Source organism: Butyrivibrio hungatei NK4A153, from assembly GCF_000424465.1.
GTDB classification, from domain to species: Bacteria; Bacillota; Clostridia; order Lachnospirales; family Lachnospiraceae; genus Butyrivibrio; species Butyrivibrio hungatei_A.
Genome location: NZ_AUJY01000007.1, coordinates 117405 through 136887, shown reverse-complemented (window position 1 = coordinate 136887; position 19483 = coordinate 117405). Strand labels below are relative to the sequence as shown.

Genomic DNA, 19483 nt, shown 5'->3' with positions numbered 1-19483 from the left:
AAAACATTGCAAAAATAGCATTTCAATTATGAATGTGGTAATTGTTTTCGTCTTTGAAAAAACGGGTTGCATTTTTGTTTTTTATATGTATAATAAATTTCTGTCAGTTTTCTGCTGACGAAATCTTGGATATTCATCCGGGATAATTCCACATTTTTTAATCAATATTATTTATTACTGTTTGGCGCGGTAAAAGTCTGCTTTTTTCCGTGCTTGATGAGTATGGAAAGGAACGAAATGAATTTAAGAGAACGTTGGGAAAAGCAGAATAATTCAGTCAAACTGCTTATGAAGAAACTTAGAAGACACGACACTTTTGTTGTAACTGTGGCGGTTGTTATTGCACTTGTCTTGTGCGGAGGACTTATCTATATGAGTACTCCCGTTGTTGCGGCGAGCGCAAGGGATCAGGTTGTGCAGAAGGAAAACAAGAATAACGAAAAGACTACTGAGAAGCTTGATGAACTTCATAATTACCTGACGGATATTGATAAGATGATCGTTAAGAATCAGAAGGGAATCGATTCTTATTATGAAAAGACCAGGAATGATCGCCTTGAGGGTGATAAAAATACAGATGCGGTCAGTGAGAAGGTTACCGGACTTGGTACGAATCTAAAAGATATTCATACTTCGGTAAACAGCACAGAGACCAGAATTGAGAGCCTTAAAGAGCTTATCGAAAACGGGAACGGCGAGACAAGAGAAAAGGCAGCCAAGGAATTTGATGAGATTGGAAGAGAGCTTGAGAATATAAAAAATGAATATGAAAATGTAAAGAAGCAGAATAAAGAGCTGATGGAAGACCTCGATAATGAGATCAGAACCGAGGTGAAGAATGGCGATGACAAGATATCAACGGATTCACTTACAAGATATGAGGAGCTCCTAAAGAAGCTTACAGAGTTAGATAAGGAACTTGAAAAAAGAAATATGGATTCTGTTTCGGATTTAAAGAGTGAATTTCAAACTTTGAGTGAAAACCTCGGAAAAGAGATAAATGAAAAGATTGATGATTATAATTCTGAGAATAAAGCGATGGGCGAAGCGCTTGACCAAAAGATAGAGAATTATAATTCAGATAACAAGGCAATGGGAGATGCACTCGGTCAAAAGATAGAGAATTACAATTCGGACAATAAGGCTATAGGTGAATCCCTTGGACAAAGAATTGAGAATTATAATTCGGATAATAAGGCGATGGGAGATGCTCTCGGTCAAAAGATAGAGAATTACAATTCGGGCAATAAGGCTATAGGCGAATCCCTTGGACAAAGAATTGAGAATTATAATTCGGATAATAAGGCGATGGGAGATGCTCTCGGACAGAAGATTGAAAATTATAATTCGGAAAGCAAAGCACGCGGAGATGCGCTTGGCCAAAAGATAGAAAACTACAATTCTGAAAGTAAGGCAAGAGGCGATAAGATTGACCAAAGAATTACCAATATCAATGCCGACATAAACAAAAATATAAGCACAAATATGGATGGTATTAAGGGCTATATCGATGCGAAATCCGCAGGAATAAACAACAAGCTCGACCAGGTTTTTCAGCGTGTGAGTAATGGCAAAAAGCTTTTGGCATCCGCATTACTCACTAAGGGTGTAAAGATAAAAGAGGATGCCACATTTATGGAATTTGTAAGAGCCATAGAGAACATACCTGCACAGGTTGTTATCGATTCCGGTGATACCGCGGCAAGTATCGAGTATGATTATCACTATCATAAAGACGGAAGAGGGCAGACCTGCGGCGATAATTATGTATCAACGGACAGATATGGCGGATGTTACACGACACCTGTATATCACAGACATACCGATGCGTGCTATAGTACAAGTAACGTGTATGTCATCAGTACAAATAAAGATACAAGGCGACGCGGTCATGTAAAAGATTATTCGGACGGAACACCGGTTTTTTCGTATGAGTGTAAGCACTGTGGAATAAGGTTTAACAATACCAACGGCTGGCATGAAGAAACTGTTTATTCACTTGATGAAGCTAAGGATAGGGATGGCGTTGTAGTAAGAGTTAATTCACAGACAATAATGGTATGTAATAAAAATGAGAGCTACGTTGAAGGGTATTCTCCTTCCTGCGGTTTTGCTCATGGACAGGTGGTTTCGGCTCACATTAAGTTCAATGGCAGGTATTCGGGATATAATTCGACAGTGCCTGCAATAAATGCATCGAGGTCACTTAGGACAAGTAACATAGCTACAAGAGCCGTGACAGCGCCCTTTGGGGATTTCAGGCTTAGTAATTCTGAGATGCAATCACGTATTGATGCATTAAAAGACTATGAGGAGTCTTCAGATAACGATGGTAGCGACAGTGAATATTCAGATTCTCCGGAAATTTCCGCACCTGAGAGTATAAAAGAAGATGTACATAGCGAAGATGAGAAAGTTACTCAGAACGCAGGAACTGCCGAAAATGTCTGCGAAAAGCCGGATGATAAAACATGTAACAAAGAAGGAACGGCTGAATCAAATATGGAAACAGGCGTGGCGAGCGAATTGATAAAAAATCTGAATAATGGTAATGATGTACCGGAAAAGGAAGATGCATCGGCGGATAGTAGCGAAGAAACTGCAGATTATAGTGGAAATGCTGAACAGAGTAGTGGTATCGAAGAAAAAGAGGATTGTGAGACTACGTTACCGGAACGGGGCGCGGGTGAGTAAATAGGAATCAAAGTCAGTGATATAGCGTTTCCTTGACATTTTGATATTGTGTTAATAGAATATACTTTGTTGTAGTAGATGTAGCACAGACTAACATGTGCGGAATGGAGTACAAATGACAAAGATTGATATTATATCAGGATTTTTGGGTGCCGGAAAAACCACCCTTATAAAGAAACTTCTTAAGGAAGCGCTTAACGGAACCAAGGTTGTTCTTATTGAAAATGAGTTTGGTGAGATTGGTATCGACGGCGGCTTTTTGAAGGAGTCCGGAATAGAGATCACAGAGATGAATTCAGGTTGTATCTGTTGCTCGCTTGTAGGAGATTTTGAGACATCTCTTAAGGAAGTTATGACAACATATGCTCCTGAGAGAATTCTCATTGAGCCTTCGGGAGTTGGTAAACTTTCAGATGTAATGAGAGCAATTCAGAATATTGCCGATGCAGATGACAATATGGAACTTAACAGCGCGGTTACTGTTGTTGACGTATCTAAGGCTAAGGTTTATATCAAGAACTTCGGTGAGTTCTTTATTAATCAGATTGAGAATGCCGGAACCATTATTCTTTCAAGAACAGATAAGGCAGATCAGAAGAAGATCGAGGAGGCGGTTAAGCTTATCCGCAGCCACAATGAGAAGGCTACCATTATAACAACTCCTCTTGATGAGATAACAGGAAAAGAGATCCTTGATACATTCGAAGGAAACAGCAATCTTGAGGCAGAGCTCCTTAAGCTTGTAATGGAAGAGGCTGAGGAACATCACCATCACCATCATCATCACGGAAGCCACAAAGAGGTTAACGAAGATGGTTCTGTAGTATACAGAGCACATCATCACGACGATGAAGATGAAGAAGAGCATGGACATTGCTGCCACCATCATCACGACGATGAGGATGAAGAGGAGCATGGACATTGCTGCCACCATCATCACGACGATGAGGATGAAGAGGAGCACGGACATTGCTGCCACCATCATCACGATGAAGATGAAGAAGAACATGGACATTGTTGCCATCATCATCATGACGATGAGGACGAAGAAGAGCACGATCATTGCTGCTGTCATGGTCACGGGCATGATCACGATCATGCGGCTCATGAGGTGTTTACAAGCTGGGGAATGGAAACTCCCGTTAAGTATACGGCTGACGAGATCAAGGATATGCTTGAGAAGCTTGATGAAGACTCTGATTACGGAATTGTTCTTCGTTCTAAGGGCGTTGTTCCCGCAACAGACGGCACATGGATTGAATTTGACTATGTTCCCGGCGAAGCTGATGTAAGAAGCGGCGCTGCCGATGTTACAGGAAAGATCTGCGTAATCGGTTCAGGTCTTAACGAAGATAAACTTGAACAGCTTTTCCGCAAACTTTGATAAGGAGAAAGAAATTGAAACCGGTATATATTATCAATGGATTCCTTGACAGCGGAAAGACTGATTTTTTCCGTTATACAATAGCTCAGCCTTATTTCAGGACCAGAGGTAAGACTCTTCTTTTGGTGTGTGAAGAGGGTGAGAATGATTATGAAGAGAAACTTCTTAAGTCTACAAATACTATTCTTGAGAAGATAGAAGATGAAGAGGAGCTTAATCCCGATAATCTGGTAAAACTTGACGCCAAGTACAATCCGGAACGTATTCTTATCGAGTACAACGGAATGTGGAACTATAAGAATCTGAAGCTTCCCGTTATGTGGAATCTGGAACAGCAGATCACTGTTATAGATGCTTCCAATTTTGAGTTGTATTTCAATAACATGAAGTCTCTTTTGGCAGAACAGCTTCGTGGTTCTGACCTCATTTTGTTCAACAGATGTGACGGAATAAGAGATCTTGCTTCGTTTAAGAGAAATGTAAAAGCAATCAACCGGAAGGCTGATATCATATTTGAAGATATGAACGGCGAGGTTGATGTTACACTTGATGAGGATCTTCCTTTTGACCTTAACGCAGATCCCATAGAGCTCAATAATTTCGGATACGGAATGTTCTATCTGGATGCTCTTGAGCATGTTGAAAGATATGAAGGAAAGAACGTTAAGTTCAAGGCGATGGTACTTATACCGCCTGAGTTCCCTAAGAACAGATTTGTTCCGGGAAGAATGGCTATGACTTGTTGTGCGGAGGATATGCAGTTCCTTGGATTTGCCTGTGAGTATGACAAAGTAGATACTCTTACAGAAAAAGAATGGATTCTTGTGACTGCCAAAGTTACAAAGAAATTTGTTCCCGAGTACAACGGGGAAGGACCGGTTCTTGAGGCGCTTTCCATAGAGAAGACGGATGCTCCCGAGTATCCTGTAATTGATTTCTCTAATCCTCAGCAATAATATATGTAAAAACAGGAGCTTATATGTTTGAATATCTTCCAATACAGTGGTTATTTCTGTTTTATTTCTACAGCTTTTTTGGTTGGTGTTTCGAATCTGCATATGTTTCAATTTTAGAGAAAAAGTTGGTAAACAGGGGCTTTATGAGAGGCCCCTTTTTGCCGTTATACGGATGTGGCGGAGTAATGATGCTTGTTGTATCAAAGCCTTTCTACAACAATATACTTATGGTATATATTGCCGGCTGCATTGGAGCAACTCTGCTTGAATATATCACCGGAGTTACCATGGAGGCGTTGTTTAAGGTAAGATACTGGGATTATTCTCATAAGCCTTTTAATTTCAAGGGGCATATCTGTCTTGAATCAACACTCTTTTGGGGAGTTCTGACGGTAGTGTTTTCGCACTTTTTCCAGATTCCCATAGAGCATCTGGTACGTGCGATTCCTTATCACGTGCTCTCTATAGTTACTCTTATTGTTACTTTCCTTCTTGGCGGAGATTTCATGATAGCATTTAAGACTGCTCTCGATCTTAGAGATGTTCTTATCTATATGGAGAAAGCCAAGGATGAGATGAGAAAGATGCAGAAGAGGCTTGATGCACTTATTACATCCAAGAGTGAGAATGTGAGAGGCGGAATCGAAACGAGAGTTGATGCGCTCAGTGCAACGCTCGACAGCTCTTTTAAGAAGATAAGGGAAAAGATAAACGTGAATCCTTCAGGCTATGTGAATGATGTTAAGGATGAGATATCCGAGCTTTATGCAAAGTACAGAATCCTTATGTCCAAGCTTACTCCCGAGCCTATAAAGGGATTCTTTGAATGGTACAGGGAAAAGACTATTCAGGGAAATCCGGGTATGGTATCAGAGAAGTTTAAGCTTAGCTTGGAAGAAATAAAAGAAAAGGTTTCAAACATTCGTAAGAAATAAAAACAGAACAAAAATCAAAGAAATAAAAAACCTCATGTCGGTGAGAAGACATGAGGTTTTGTTATATACACATTTTTAAAATAATTAAGCCATTTTGTTTACAGCCTGAGCAAGACGAGAAACTTTTCTTGAAGCTGTGTTCTTCTTGAAAACACCCTTTGACTCAGCCTTGTCGATTGCAGATGTAGCAGCGAGAAGAGCCTTAGCAGCCTCATCCTTGTTACCTGCATCGATAGCAGTTCTAACTTTCTTGATCTCAGTCTTAACTGCTGACTTGATCATCTGATTTCTTTCTGCTTTTTTCTTATTAACTAAAACTCTTTTCTTGGCGGATTTAATATTTGCCATAGTTACCTCCGAAAAATAATATGATTATTATTTGTAAGTTCGTGTGCGCATTAAGCCGGACACGGACAGTTAATGCTACATACGGTAAATATATTAGATGAATTTCAAGAAACTGTCAATAGATTTTTGCCTTTTGTCATGGTATCATATGATGATGTAATGAAAGATGAATAGGAATAGAGGTAGCTTTGTGGATCAGAGTAAAATTAGAAATTTTTGTATAGTTGCACATATCGATCACGGTAAATCGACTCTTGCAGACAGAATGATCGAGAAGACGGGTGTTCTTACCAGCAGAGAGATGCAGAACCAGGTCCTCGACAATATGGATATTGAGAGGGAGAGAGGAATTACCATCAAGTCTCAGGCCGTAAGAATGATATATAAGGCCAAGGACGGAGAAGAATATACATTTAATATGATAGATACTCCCGGACACGTAGATTTTGGATATGAGGTTTCACGAAGTCTTGCGGCATGTGACGGAGCAATTCTTGTTGTCGATGCTACGCAGGGTGTAGAGGCTCAGACACTTGCAAATGTGTATATGGCGCTCGACCATGATCTGGATGTTTTTCCTGTTATCAATAAAATAGACCTTCCCAGTGCACAGCCACAGGAAGTTAAGGATGAGATAGAAGATGTTATAGGCATTGAGGCTCAGGACGCTCCGCTTATTTCGGCAAAAAACGGAATAGGAATCGAGGAAGTTCTTGAGGCGGTCGTACAGAAAATCCCCGCTCCTAACGGAGATGCAGGAAAGCCTCTTACAGCGCTTATTTTTGACAGTATATATGACTCATACAGAGGAGTTATCGTATTTGTAAGAGTAAGAGACGGTGTTCTTAAGAAGGGCATGAAGGTACGTTTCATGGCTACCGGCGCAGAATCCGAAGTAGTTGAAGTTGGATATTTCGGACCCGGAAGATTTATTCCGAACGATGAGCTCACAGCCGGAGATGTCGGATACTTCACGGCTTCTATCAAGAATATTCAGGATACCAGAGTCGGTGATACGGTAACTGATTCTGCAAGCCCTTGCGCAGAGGCGCTTCCCGGATATAAGAAAGTTATGCCGATGGTTTACTGCGGACTTTACCCTGCAGATTCGGCGCATTATTCAGATCTTAGAGATGCACTTGAAAAGCTTCAGCTTAATGATGCTTCTTTATTCTATGAACCGGAGACTTCACAGGCTCTCGGATTTGGATTCAGAGCGGGATTCTTGGGACTCCTCCATCTTGAAGTTATTCAGGAGAGACTTGAGAGAGAGTATGACCTTAACCTCGTTACTACAGCGCCCGGCGTTGTGTATAAGGTGCATAAGAATGACGGAACAGTATTTGATCTTACCAATCCTTCCAATTTGCCCGATCCTACAGAGATAGAGTACATGGAAGAGCCTATGGTAAACGGCGAGATCATGGTAACTACCGATTATGTCGGAGCTATAATGCAGCTTTGTCAGGAGAGACGAGGCAAATATATAAGTACGGATTACATTGAGCAGACAAGAGCGATTCTTAAGTACGAACTTCCGCTCAATGAGATTATTTACGATTTCTTTGATGCGCTTAAGTCAAGATCAAGGGGCTATGCTTCATTTGATTATGAGCTCAAGGGCTATGAGAGATCGGATCTTGTTAAGCTTGATATTCTCATCAACAGAGAAGAAGTCGATGCGCTTTCATTTATCGTTCATAAGGACGGTGCGTATGAGCGTGGACGCAAGATGTGTGAGAAGCTCAAGGAAGAGATACCGAGGCACCTTTTCGAAGTGCCTATCCAGGCTGCTGTTGGCGGCAAGATAATAGCAAGAGAGACAGTAAAGGCTTATAGAAAAGATGTCCTTGCCAAGTGCTACGGTGGTGATATTACCCGTAAGAAGAAGCTTCTTGAGAAACAGAAAGAGGGTAAAAAGAAGATGCGCCAGATCGGTAACGTAGAAGTTCCGCAGGTAGCATTCTTAAGCGTTCTTAAGCTTGACAGTACAGACTGATGTGATGCAAAAATCAGGTTTTATTGTTTGAAAGTTTTATGAGGCATTACTAAATGAATAACGAACTATCTTTATACGTGCACATACCTTTTTGTGTCAGGAAGTGTCTTTACTGCGACTTCTTGTCGTTTGGTGATAAGGAAAGCCTTATGGATGATTACTTTAAGGCACTTTCAAAAGAGCTTAAGGAAAGTGCGGGCGATTATAGAGACAGAGAGGTAAAAACGGTGTTCTTCGGAGGAGGAACACCTTCTTTGCCTAATGCGGTTTATATTTGTAATATTTTAGCCGATATAAAAGAGAATTATATTTTATCCAAAGATGCGGAAATAAGTCTTGAACTTAATCCCGGAACAGCTTCTTTTGACAAGATGAGAAGCTACAGGGATGTAGGATTTAACAGATTAAGTATAGGCATACAGTCTTTTAACGATGAAGAACTTAAAAGACTCGGAAGAATACATGATTCAAAGACTGCGGTTAGAACCTACGAAGATGCGGTGAGAGCGGGCTTTGACAACATAAATATCGACATAATGAGTGCGCTTCCGGGGCAGAGCGTGGAATCTTACATTGATACTCTTAATAAAGCGGTAAAGTTAGACCCTGAGCATATTTCGGCGTACAGCCTTATTATTGAGGAGGGAACACCGTTTTTTGACATGGACCTTGACCTTCCGGGAGAAGATGCAGACAGGGATATGTATCACAAGACCGCCAAAATCCTTAATGAGTACGGATATCACAGATACGAAATATCAAATTATGCCAAAGACGGATTTGATTGCAGGCATAATAAGGTTTATTGGAAAAGGGAAAACTACCTTGGATTGGGACTTGGTGCTGCCTCTCTTGTAGACAATGTGCGTTTTAGTAACACCCGTGACATGGCAGAGTACATAAGCTTATCTAAAGACGGGATAAAAAGAGAAAGAGAAGAACTTTCCGTAAGGGCACAGACGGAAGAGTTTATGTTCCTTGGGCTTCGGCTTACGGAAGGCATAAGAACGGATGATTTTAATAGAGAATTCGGAAAGACAGTATTTGATGTCTATGACGAAGTTATCGATAAATATCTTATGATGTCGCTTCTTGAGCTTCGTGATAAGGATATGAATATCACCTGTGATAAAAAGAAGGCGGCATATCTTAGATTGTCCGAGAGGGGATTTGACGTTTGCAATACGGTAATGGCGGACTTTTTACTTTGATGATATATTTATTCTGAATGTATAACTTGGGAGAATAAAAAATGAATTACAATTTCTTTGCACTTATTTCAAGAATGAAATATATAGACAGATGGGCACTTATGAGAAATACAAGGCAGGAAAATCTTTGTGAGCATTCAATGGAGGTTGCGATGATAGCTCATGCTCTCTGTGTTATAGGAAATACAAGGTACGGAAGGCATCTCGATGCCAATAAGGCGGCTCTTGTCGGACTTTATCACGACGCTTCCGAGATCATTACAGGAGATCTGCCGACTCCCGTAAAATATTACAATAAGGAATTAAAAACAGCATATAAGCAGGTTGAGGCGATTGCAGATGATAAGCTGCTTGAAAAGCTTCCCGACGATCTTAAGCCTTCTTTTGAACAGGTGTTTAAGGCGGATGACAGCGAAGATGAGCGCTATATGAGACGTCTTGTAAAAGCTGCAGACAAATTATCCGCACTTATCAAGTGTATGGCAGAAACAAGTGCCGGCAACAATGAGTTCAGAACCGCGAAGGAGAGCACTGAAAAATCCGTGAGAAGCCTGTATATGGAGCTTCCCGAGGTTCTTGATTTTGTAAATGAGTTCCTTTCATCTTACGGAAATACTTTGGATGAGTTAACTTAAGACTTTATTTATTGATTTTTCCGCATGATAGCGCGATAATTAGTGTATAAATTGGGGTGTTATGCTTTGTATATAGGGAGGAAATATTTACCATGCTTTTTATTAAGTGTGATGAACTGAGACCGGGGATGAGACTAGCAAGACCGATATACAGTAGGAAAGGCGCACTTTTATATGACAGGGCCCATGTCCTTAAGGATGAGCAAAGTATTGATAATATCAGGAACTTTGGGCTTATTGGCGTGTTTATTCTTGAACCCGCAGAGCCTGTTCCGCCTATGACTCAGGACGATATTGAGTTTGAGCGTTTTCAGACCGTTATGTATCACGATATCATGGAGGAACTTGCTCATATTGTTAAGGTGCACAAACAGGAGAAGTTTCCTAATATTTGTGCCCAGATTATAAAGAATTACGGTAATCTAAAAAAGAAGATTACTTTCCAGCAGGGACTTAGGAGTACTGAGGATTATATATACAAACACAGCCTGAATGTGGGAATTATTTCGGCGATGATCGCACATTCGTTGAATGCTTCGCTTTCCGATCAGAACGAAGCGGTAATGGCCGGTGTTATACATGATATCGGAAAACTTACTCTTTCTGCGGAACTTCAGTCCAAACTTAAGTGTACACCTGAAGAGATAAATACGATAGATGCCCATGAGATGGCGGGCTATCCTATCATTGACGATGCATTTTCTTCTTTGCCGAATGTAAAGAGAGCATGTAATCAGGCAAGAAAAGTACTTCTTGACTACAGAAAAGGAAATGATGTGGACATTTCCAAGACTCTTTTATCTGCAAGGATTCTTATAGTTGCGGGAATATTTGATAAGGAAACGGCTGCGAGAGTAGATGATGCGCCTATTTCCGAAGTTCTTGTTATCAGAAGGATGATGCAGAGAAGTGATGTTTTTGACCCGAGAGTGGTTCAGGCACTTGTTGATTCCATAAACATTCTTGTTCCGGGAGTCAGCGTTGAGCTTAACACCGGTGAAAAAGCTCTGGTTATCAAGACTAACGATCTTGATTTCCTGCGTCCGACTGTTTTGAGTTTTAAGGATAACAGCATTATCGACCTTTCGAATAGAAGGGCATACGGTGATATTGAGATTATAGATATTATGAAGACTATGGATAACAGATATATGATGGATCTGTCCAAAGTCAAAGGCCTCGGTATTGTCGTGGAAGAGCCTGAGTATGTGTGAAAGTGCGGATTATGCTGTGGTGTATAGCTGTACTTGCGACACATACAAATAGAATTTATCAGAACAGGGATGGAAGTATATGTCTAAAATTGAAGAAATCCTGAAGGAAGCAAAGTTAAAAGGCGCTTCGGACGTTCATATTACTGTCGGTGTGCCGCCTAAGATGAGACTTAACGGCAAACTTATAGCCATGGAAAGCTATGGCAAGATGATGCCGAGCGACACTCAGGAAATCGCACATGAAGTTACAAATGATAAACAGAAGCAGATGCTCGAGGAGAACGGTCAACACGACTTGTCCTTCGCTATCATGGGAGTTGGCAGATTCAGACTTAATATCTTTAAGCAAAGAGGCTCCATAGCGATGGCTTTCAGAGTTGTTGCAACAGAGATTCCCACAGCGGAGAGCCTTGGCATACCTGAGACTGTTATTGATCTTTATAAGAAAAAAAGAGGTCTTGTGCTTGTTACGGGACCTACGGGAAGCGGTAAGTCTACAACACTTGCTTCCATTATCGACATGATAAATAACAACAGGGAAGCGCATGTAATTACACTTGAGGATCCCATAGAGTTTACTTATCAGCACAGATTATCGATAGTCAATCAGAGAGAAATAGGAACCGATTCGAATTCATATGCCAATGCTTTGAGAGCGGCACTTCGAGAAGATCCCGATGTTATCCTTGTCGGAGAGATGAGAGATCTTGAGACCATAAGTACAGCTATTACGGCAGCGGAGACGGGACATCTCGTTCTTTCTACCGTTCATACGATCGGATCGTCTAATACGGTGGACAGACTAATAGATGTATTTCCTTCTCATCAGCAGCAACAGGTGAGAATACAGCTTGCGAGCGTGCTTGAAGCAGTTATTTCACAGCAGCTTCTTCCTGCGGCTGACGGATCATCAAGACTTGCGGCATTTGAAGTTCTTCATGTAAACAGCGCTGTGAGAAACCTTATTCGTGAGGGTAAGAATCATCAGCTCATTACATACATGCAGACATACAGGAAACAGGGAATGATAACCATGGATGAGGCTATCATTGAGCTGTACAGGCAGCAGAAGATCACAAGAGAAGCTGCCCTTCAGTTTGCTCAGGATCCTGAGACAATGCAGAACAAAATGCTCAGATAATAATTGTCGGGGCAAAAAGTTAAGATAAAATCAACTACATAAAATCTTAAGGAAATACTAAGAAAATCTTAAAGACTTTATAGAACGGCCTGCTGTATAATCAGCAGGTCGTTGTGCGTATAATTTCCTATTTTTGTTTATGCTCATATCGGAAAAGAGGAAAAATGTACAGTTCTATTACATCCGGTGGCGTCAGAGGAATTATTTCTTATCTGATGCAGATCGAAGTGGATGTATCTTCCGGGCTTCCCGGATTCAACATGGTGGGATTCATGAGCGGCGATGTCAGAGAGGCAGGTGACAGAGTAAAAGTTGCCTTAAGAAACGCCGGTATAAAGATTCCCGCATCAAAGATAACCGTCAATCTGTCCCCGGCAGATATCAAGAAAGAAGGCGTTGTGGTAGATCTTCCGCTTGCCGTCGGAATATTGGAGGCAATAGGAGAGGTCGGCCCGGGATGTGCCGATGATACGGTCGTGCTCGGCGAAGTCGGACTTGACGGAGATATTAAAGAAGTAAAAGGGGTTCTCCCCATAGTTACAAAGGCAAAAGAAGCAGGATACAAGACAGTTATCCTTCCTATCAAAAATGCCAGAGAAGGTGCTGTGGTAAGCGGGATGAAGATTGTCGGAGTATCATCGCTTCAAGAAGTTATCATGTATCTTTCGACGCCCGAAAGAGAAAGGGATGGGCTTATAGAGCCAACAAGGGTTAACCTTGATAAGATTTTTTCTGAAGATGAAGAAAGTAGTGAAGGCATGGATTTTGCAGATATCAACGGGCAATCAGCCGTTAAGAGAGCGGCGATGGTAGCGGCGGCTGGCTTTCATCATATTTTGATCGTAGGACCTCCGGGTTCGGGAAAGAGTATGGTTGCAAAGCGCATTCCTACGATACTTCCGTGTCTTTCTCTTGAAGAAAGTATTGAAGTTTCAACAATCTATTCGGTTGCCGGAATGATGGGCGAGAACAAGGCGCTTATAACAAAGAGGCCGTTTGTTAGTCCGCATCACCTTATAACCGAAGCATCGCTTGTCGGAGGCGGTACGATTCCAAGACCCGGTGCTATTTCTTTGGCACACAGAGGCATTCTCTTTCTGGATGAAATGCCTGAATTCCCCAGAACAAAACTTGATATGCTAAGGCAACCAATTGAGGACAGAAAGGTTCATATCGTGCGAAACAGAGGAACTTTCATGTACCCTGCGGACTTTCAACTTATAGGGGCGCTGAATCCTTGTCCGTGCGGGTATTATCCCGACAGGAATAAATGCAAGTGCACATCAAATGAGATTCGAAGGTACCTTGGCAGAATATCGGGGCCGATATTGGACAGGATCGATATCTGCATAGAAGCACCCAAAGTCGATATCAGGGAGCTTTCGGGGAAGAGCGATACCTGTAATGAATCAAGTAAGACCATGAGAGAAAGAGTTCTTTTGGCAAGGAAGAAACAGGAAGAGAGGTTTAGGGGAACGAGCCTCAAGTTCAATTCCGAGATGACGCCTGCGGATATAAGAAAATATTGCAAGCTTGGTATGAGGGAGAGAGCTTTTTTGGAAAAGACTTTTTGTTCCATGGATCTGAGCGCCAGAGCCTATCATAAGGTTCTCAGGCTTGCGCGGACAATAGCCGATCTGGAAGGCGAGGAGATGATAAAAGAGATACATCTGATGGAGGCTGTCAGCTACAGGATGACAGACGGAAAATATTGGAGACAGGAGGAAGGCTGATGCAGACAGCAAAAGCACAAGTATCAGAAAATAAATCAGAGAATATAACGGAAAATGACTATGCTCACTGGCTTTTTTCAACTCCGGGCATAGGAAATGTCTCTGCTGACAGACTCTTATGCGGAGGAAGGACATGCAGGGAAATATATGAGATGGGAGAGGCGGAGCTTAAGAAACTTTTAAGACCGAAGCAGGTTTCGGCGGTCTTGGATACAAGATACACTTGGGATTTTGCTAAGGAGAAAAAGAAACTTGCAGAGAGCGACATAAAGTTTATATCAAGGATTGATCCGCGTTTTCCCGAGAAGCTAAAGAATATCCCGAATCCACCTTTTGCTATCTATGTAAAAGGGGAACTTCCGGGAGACGACAGTCCGTCGGTTGCAATAATAGGGGCGAGGCTTTGCTCAGAGTACGGCAGGTACATGGCAAGGCAGCTCGGTAGAGGATTGGCGCTTGCGGGAGTTAAGGTTATAAGCGGAATGGCAAAGGGCGTTGACGGCGTAAGTCAGAAAGCGGCATTGTGCGCCGGAGGAAAATCCTATGCTGTTGTAGGGTGCGGCGCGGATATATGCTATCCCGATGAAAACAGGGAAATTTACGAGGAACTTTCACTAAACGGAGGAATTATTTCGGAGTATGCGCCGGGAACTATGCCCAAAGCATCTTTTTTCCCTATGAGGAACAGGATAATAAGCGCATTGTCCGACATTGTTGTGGTTGTGGAAGCAAGACTTCATTCGGGAACGCAGATAACTGTAGATACTGCGCTTGAGCAGGGAAGAGAGGTTCTTGCGGTACCGGGAAGAGTCACGGACAGGCTAAGTGACGGATGTAACCGCCTTATATGTCAGGGGGCGGGAGTTGTGCTTGATGTTGATGACGTGATAGAAAGACTTGCGTCATGGAATTACAGAAAAGATTCTTTGGCGGATCCGCACAGCTTTGATGAAGACCGGAGCGGAGCCTGTGCATCGCATATAGAAAAAGCGATTCTTGATCTGCTTGACGCTGTGCCTGTTTCTTTTTCCTACATAGCTGACAAGCTTAGCATGGTTGGCATAGATATCGCTGTTCCGGACCTTCTTAAGGAGTTGTTTGATATGTGCGGAAAGGGGCTTATCACTCAGACGGGTTCATATTACATGAAGAAATTTGGCTAATTATTGTATATCGTATGAAAATATTACGATTTGACGTATAATAATATTATCTGTTGTGTTTATCTAAAAATAGAAGCTACGGAGTTTTCCATGCAATACAATTTTTACTTTGACACATGTGCGTTATGTATACTGGCAACGATTGGAATAATCTCTCTGTCCAGAAAAAGAGTTCCGTCATCGAGAGAGAAAGTTTATTCGCTGCTTCTTTTTGCTGTATTTATGTCAACTCTTTTTGAGAGAATAGAGACTTTCCTGCAGATGAATCCGTATGAGGGAGCATGGTATCACTATGCGGAGATGGTCTGCGGAAGTTTTTATTTTCTTGCGCATCTGGGATCGGGACTTTGCTATCTGTTGTACATAATGGCTGTTCTTGATATTTTTTATGACACGAAATCCGTTAAGGGCTTCTTTGTTGTGTATCTCGGCTATGTCATGGGAATCATAACGGTCATAATGAACTGGTTCAGCCCGCTTTTGTTTGGATATGACGAAAAGGGAATATATTTTAGAGGCAGTCTCATAGTCGGATTTTATCTGATCGCTTTTTATTACATTGTGTATGGAGTTACTTTGACGCTGAAATACAGCAATCTGATGAGATTAAAGACCAAGGTGATCATTCTTACTCATGTTGGTTTTGTTGCTTTGGGAATCTATCTGCAGTACCGCTATCCGCAGCTTCTTATAGAAAATTTCCTCAGCACGATCAGTATAACCCTGGTATTTATAACTCTTCAGAATCCGGGTGAAATGGTGGACGGAAGGATAAATGTCCTTAACAGAAGAGCCTTTTTCGAGTCACTTGGTCTTAAGATAAAAAAGAAAACTCCGCATTATATAGTTTTTGTGACAATAGACAATGTAAGAGCCCTTAGCTCCGAGATCGGTAATAATCAGGCTGACGGCGTTATCAAGACAATTGCCGGTTATCTTAAAAAAGTGGGAAGCAGAGAGCTGAATATTGTCACATATGTTTACAGATACAGTGATAATATCTTTGCGATATCAGTAAATACAAATGATAAAAAAAGAGCCGAGTCTCTTATGTATAAGATTGCGACCAGAATCCGTGAACCCTGGAATTATATGGATATGACCATAAAGGCCGAGTGCCATTGCTTTATGATGAGCTATCCCGACAGGTATGGCAATCTTGCGGAGCTTATGTCGAAAGTTGAGCTTATAAGCGATGATGTGGCACAGTGGTCAGATGCCGTGATCGATATTGATAAGATAGATTTCAAGAAAAAGCTTGGCGCGTATGACTATGAAGTACTTGCAAAGAAAAATATTGCCGAGAAAAAGGCAATCGTTAAATTCAGACCTATTCTTTCCAAAATTTACAGGATCGATTACACGGCCGAAGCGGTCTGCTATATATATGACGATAACGAGAGAGAGGTTGAGGTAAGAAAGTATATAGAAGATACCGGATCTACTCAGACTATTATCGACATCGATGAGTATGTTTTAAAAAATACTCTGAGAGTGTTGTCTTTTTGGAATGCCGGAGATAAGAACGGTAAGTACAGAGCTATTATCCCGATGTCACAGGCGGGAATATCAAGAACAGATTTTTTAAGGTGGTTTAAGGCACTTCTCAAAGAAGAAAAAGTTGAAGGATCTTGGATCAGCTTAAAGCTCACAGAGACAGCGATAACAACAATGAATAATGTGGCTGAAAGAAATCTTAAGATGCTCGGTGATATCAATGTCAATATTATAGTTGACGAATACGGAAACGGATACGGAAATATCGAGAGAATAATCTCGCTTCCGGTGGTTCAGATAAATTTTGCAAAGAGCCTGATCAAAATGGCGGGGAAATCAAAGCGGATGATGAACGTTATAAGCGGGCTGGTCAATATGTTCCACGATATCAGTCTGTTTGTGTGTGCTTCAGGAGTGGATACAGCTGAGGACAAGGATATAGCGGAAGAAATCGGGTGCGATTATCTTATAGGTAACTACATGGGAAAACCGGTAAATGACAGTTCATACGTGAACAGGATTGATGAGTATTTTGAAAAGGGGTATTGATGGGATTTTTAACCGATCCGAACAGCTATGATGCTTGCTTATCGATATCGGCACTTGTGCTGATGGCAGTTATCATAATCATATATTCTTCGGAAGAGTTCTCTTACGGAAAGCAGAGTCGTATCTTTGGCGTATTGATCATAGTCGGAACGATTCTTAATGTGATGGGATTAATTCATATTCTGTGGGTGAACAACAGGTGGATGAAAGATTGCCTGACTTACGAAATGAATTGCCTTGTGGTCATGGTGGAAAAAGTGATGTCGTATCTTGTTGCATTCTTTTCCATCCTGTATCTGATGGCTATTTTTGGTATGCAATTAAACAAGTTGTGGAAAAAGCTTGTCATAATATTGCCGACGGTGTTTACAATCCTTATTTTGATGTTGGGATATTTTACCGACTTTTTCTATTACTTCGATCATAACGGTGAGATTATCTATTTTTTCCCAAATGAGATTCTTGTAAGTATCGGAATAGTTCTGTATCTTATCTTTGCGTCATATCTGATGATCAAATACGGAAGAGTTCTGGCGAGCGAAAAAACGATGGCTATCTATACGTACTACATTCTGATGCTCCTTGGAGTTCCCATGAGGATCATATTCAGGACGGGGACTGTGTTCGAGTTCAGCGTTGCGATTTCTCTTTTGCTGTGCGTCTTTACTTTCCAGAATCCGAGTGAATTTGTGGACAGGATGTCCGGAGTCGGTACAAAAAATGCCCTGAATTTCGCAGTATATACAAAACTTCTACAAAAGAAGACGTTCACACTCATGGAAATAAGAGTGGATAAACTTCCCATAACAATCGGAAGTGAGTCGGTGGAAGCGGCTTCCGATCTTTTGAGGCAGATGACCGAGTTTTTGAAAAAGTCCTGTTTCGGAGCGGAAGTATTTTTTCCAAGAGACGGCTTTTTTGCCCTGCTCATCCCTGATGTAAAATCAAATTCGGAGGATATCGACAAGCTTTCGGATGCCATAAAGGCGAGGTTTAAAGAGCCTTTTAAATTAAGAGATTTGGAAGTTGGCTTTGATGTAAGTACAAGCGCGATAGGATTTCCGGATGATTTCAAAACGATAGAGCGGTTTGATGAGATAAGCAATATGATGTACAAGGCACTTTCGAGGAACAGTAAATATGTGCTCAGGGTGTCGGACCTTAATCTTAAGCATATCGAATATGATAAAAAGATCGGAAATCTTGTGCGCCATGCTCTTGATAACGGTTTGCTTGAAGTTTATTATCAGCCTATCTATTCGCCTGTTACCGGAAAGTTTTCTTCATGTGAGGCACTTATAAGGCTCAAGGACCCGAGGGCGGGCTATATTTCTCCTGCTGTATTTATGCCGATAGCTGAGAAGAACGGAACGGTTCTTGGAATTGACAGATTTGTACTTTCATCTGTATGTGAGATGCTGGCAACTACGAAGGCGGTAAGTTACGGCCTCGAATATGTCGAAGTCAATCTTTCCGTTGTCGATTGCATTCAGACCAATCTTGCAGAGAGTATTCTTAAAATTCTGAAAGCGTATAATATAGGACCTTCGAGGATAAATCTTGAGATAACGGAGACTTGGGATAAAGATGTTACATCCGTGATCGATCAGAATATCAGCAAACTTATGAGTTCGGGAATCACTTTTTCCATGGATGATTTCGGAACGGGATATTCGAATTTTTCAAGACTTGCCGATATGCCGGTCAAGATCTTTAAACTTGATAAGAGTACCGTTCAGGCGGCCTTTGAATCAGAGAATTCATACATGATCATGTATAATATGATAAAGATAATTAAGAGCCTCGGAAAAGAAATAGTGGCTGAGGGAGTTGAGACCGGAGAGCAGGCAAAGCAGATAATCAGGCTTGGATGCGACCATATTCAGGGCTTTTTCTATGCAAGACCTATGCCAAGGGACCAGTTCATTGAGTTCCTGCAGAATAATAATTGAGGGGAACTTACTTGATCAGTATTTCCTTGCAATGGGGGCTTAGTGAGTGTAAAATTTATGCTTGATTATAAT

General features: G+C 41.4%; 14 protein-coding genes. 13 read left to right on the top strand and 1 reads right to left on the bottom strand.

Going from position 1 to position 19483, the window contains the following annotated elements; translation table 11 throughout:
• The first annotated feature begins 222 nt into the window (after positions 1–222).
• From G628_RS0105095 to G628_RS0105080, 4 genes are all read left to right on the top strand, one after another.
• Positions 223–2694, top strand: coding sequence for a hypothetical protein (locus tag G628_RS0105095; RefSeq protein ID WP_196803707.1), 2472 nt, complete (start codon positions 223–225; stop codon positions 2692–2694).
• A gap of 115 nt (positions 2695–2809) precedes the next feature.
• Positions 2810–4078 (top strand): CobW family GTP-binding protein, encoded by a 1269-nt coding sequence (locus tag G628_RS0105090; RefSeq protein WP_026655493.1) that lies wholly within the window; start codon positions 2810–2812, stop codon positions 4076–4078.
• A 14-nt stretch (positions 4079–4092) separates the two neighbouring features.
• The gene (locus tag G628_RS0105085) at positions 4093–5034 is read left to right on the top strand and encodes a GTP-binding protein (protein WP_026655492.1); all 942 of its coding nucleotides are present in this window, start codon (positions 4093–4095) and stop codon (positions 5032–5034) included.
• A 23-nt stretch (positions 5035–5057) separates the two neighbouring features.
• A complete protein-coding gene (locus G628_RS0105080; RefSeq protein WP_026655490.1) occupies positions 5058–5969 on the top strand; it encodes a putative ABC transporter permease in 912 nt (303 codons plus the stop codon).
• An 84-nt stretch (positions 5970–6053) separates the two neighbouring features.
• Here the strand turns inward: G628_RS0105080 and rpsT are convergent, their stop codons facing one another.
• Positions 6054–6317, bottom strand: a complete 264-nt coding sequence (gene rpsT / locus G628_RS0105075; protein WP_026655489.1) for a 30S ribosomal protein S20 — start codon at positions 6315–6317, stop codon at positions 6054–6056.
• Positions 6318–6483: 166 nt separating this feature from the next.
• On the opposite strand from rpsT, the gene lepA reads away from it, so the two are divergent.
• The 9 genes from lepA to G628_RS0105030 all read left to right on the top strand — a co-directional run bounded on the left by lepA (position 6484) and on the right by G628_RS0105030 (position 19411).
• Positions 6484–8316 (top strand): translation elongation factor 4, encoded by a 1833-nt coding sequence (gene lepA / locus G628_RS0105070; protein WP_027208624.1) that lies wholly within the window; start codon positions 6484–6486, stop codon positions 8314–8316.
• A gap of 53 nt (positions 8317–8369) precedes the next feature.
• Entirely contained in the window at positions 8370–9527 is a 1158-nt protein-coding gene (hemW, locus tag G628_RS0105065) for a radical SAM family heme chaperone HemW (protein WP_027208623.1), read from the top strand.
• 41 nt (positions 9528–9568) lie between these two features.
• Positions 9569–10162, top strand: coding sequence for a 5'-deoxynucleotidase (gene yfbR / locus G628_RS0105060; RefSeq protein WP_026655486.1), 594 nt, complete (start codon positions 9569–9571; stop codon positions 10160–10162).
• A 92-nt stretch (positions 10163–10254) separates the two neighbouring features.
• A complete protein-coding gene (locus G628_RS0105055; protein ID WP_026655485.1) occupies positions 10255–11376 on the top strand; it encodes an HD-GYP domain-containing protein in 1122 nt (373 codons plus the stop codon).
• 79 nt (positions 11377–11455) lie between these two features.
• Entirely contained in the window at positions 11456–12517 is a 1062-nt protein-coding gene (locus G628_RS0105050; RefSeq protein WP_026655483.1) for a type IV pilus twitching motility protein PilT, read from the top strand.
• Between the two features lie 164 nt (positions 12518–12681).
• Positions 12682–14250 (top strand): YifB family Mg chelatase-like AAA ATPase, encoded by a 1569-nt coding sequence (locus G628_RS0105045; protein WP_027208622.1) that lies wholly within the window; start codon positions 12682–12684, stop codon positions 14248–14250.
• Positions 14250–15413 (top strand): DNA-processing protein DprA, encoded by a 1164-nt coding sequence (gene dprA / locus G628_RS0105040; RefSeq protein ID WP_051199036.1) that lies wholly within the window; start codon positions 14250–14252, stop codon positions 15411–15413. Before G628_RS0105045 ends, dprA begins: the two co-directional genes overlap by 1 nt.
• Positions 15414–15503: 90 nt before the next feature.
• Positions 15504–17459, top strand: coding sequence for an EAL domain-containing protein (locus G628_RS0105035; RefSeq protein ID WP_026667723.1), 1956 nt, complete (start codon positions 15504–15506; stop codon positions 17457–17459).
• Positions 17459–19411 (top strand): EAL domain-containing protein, encoded by a 1953-nt coding sequence (locus G628_RS0105030; RefSeq protein ID WP_027208620.1) that lies wholly within the window; start codon positions 17459–17461, stop codon positions 19409–19411. The genes G628_RS0105035 and G628_RS0105030 overlap by 1 nt, the downstream gene beginning before the upstream one ends.
• The last annotated feature ends 72 nt before the right edge of the window (positions 19412–19483 follow it).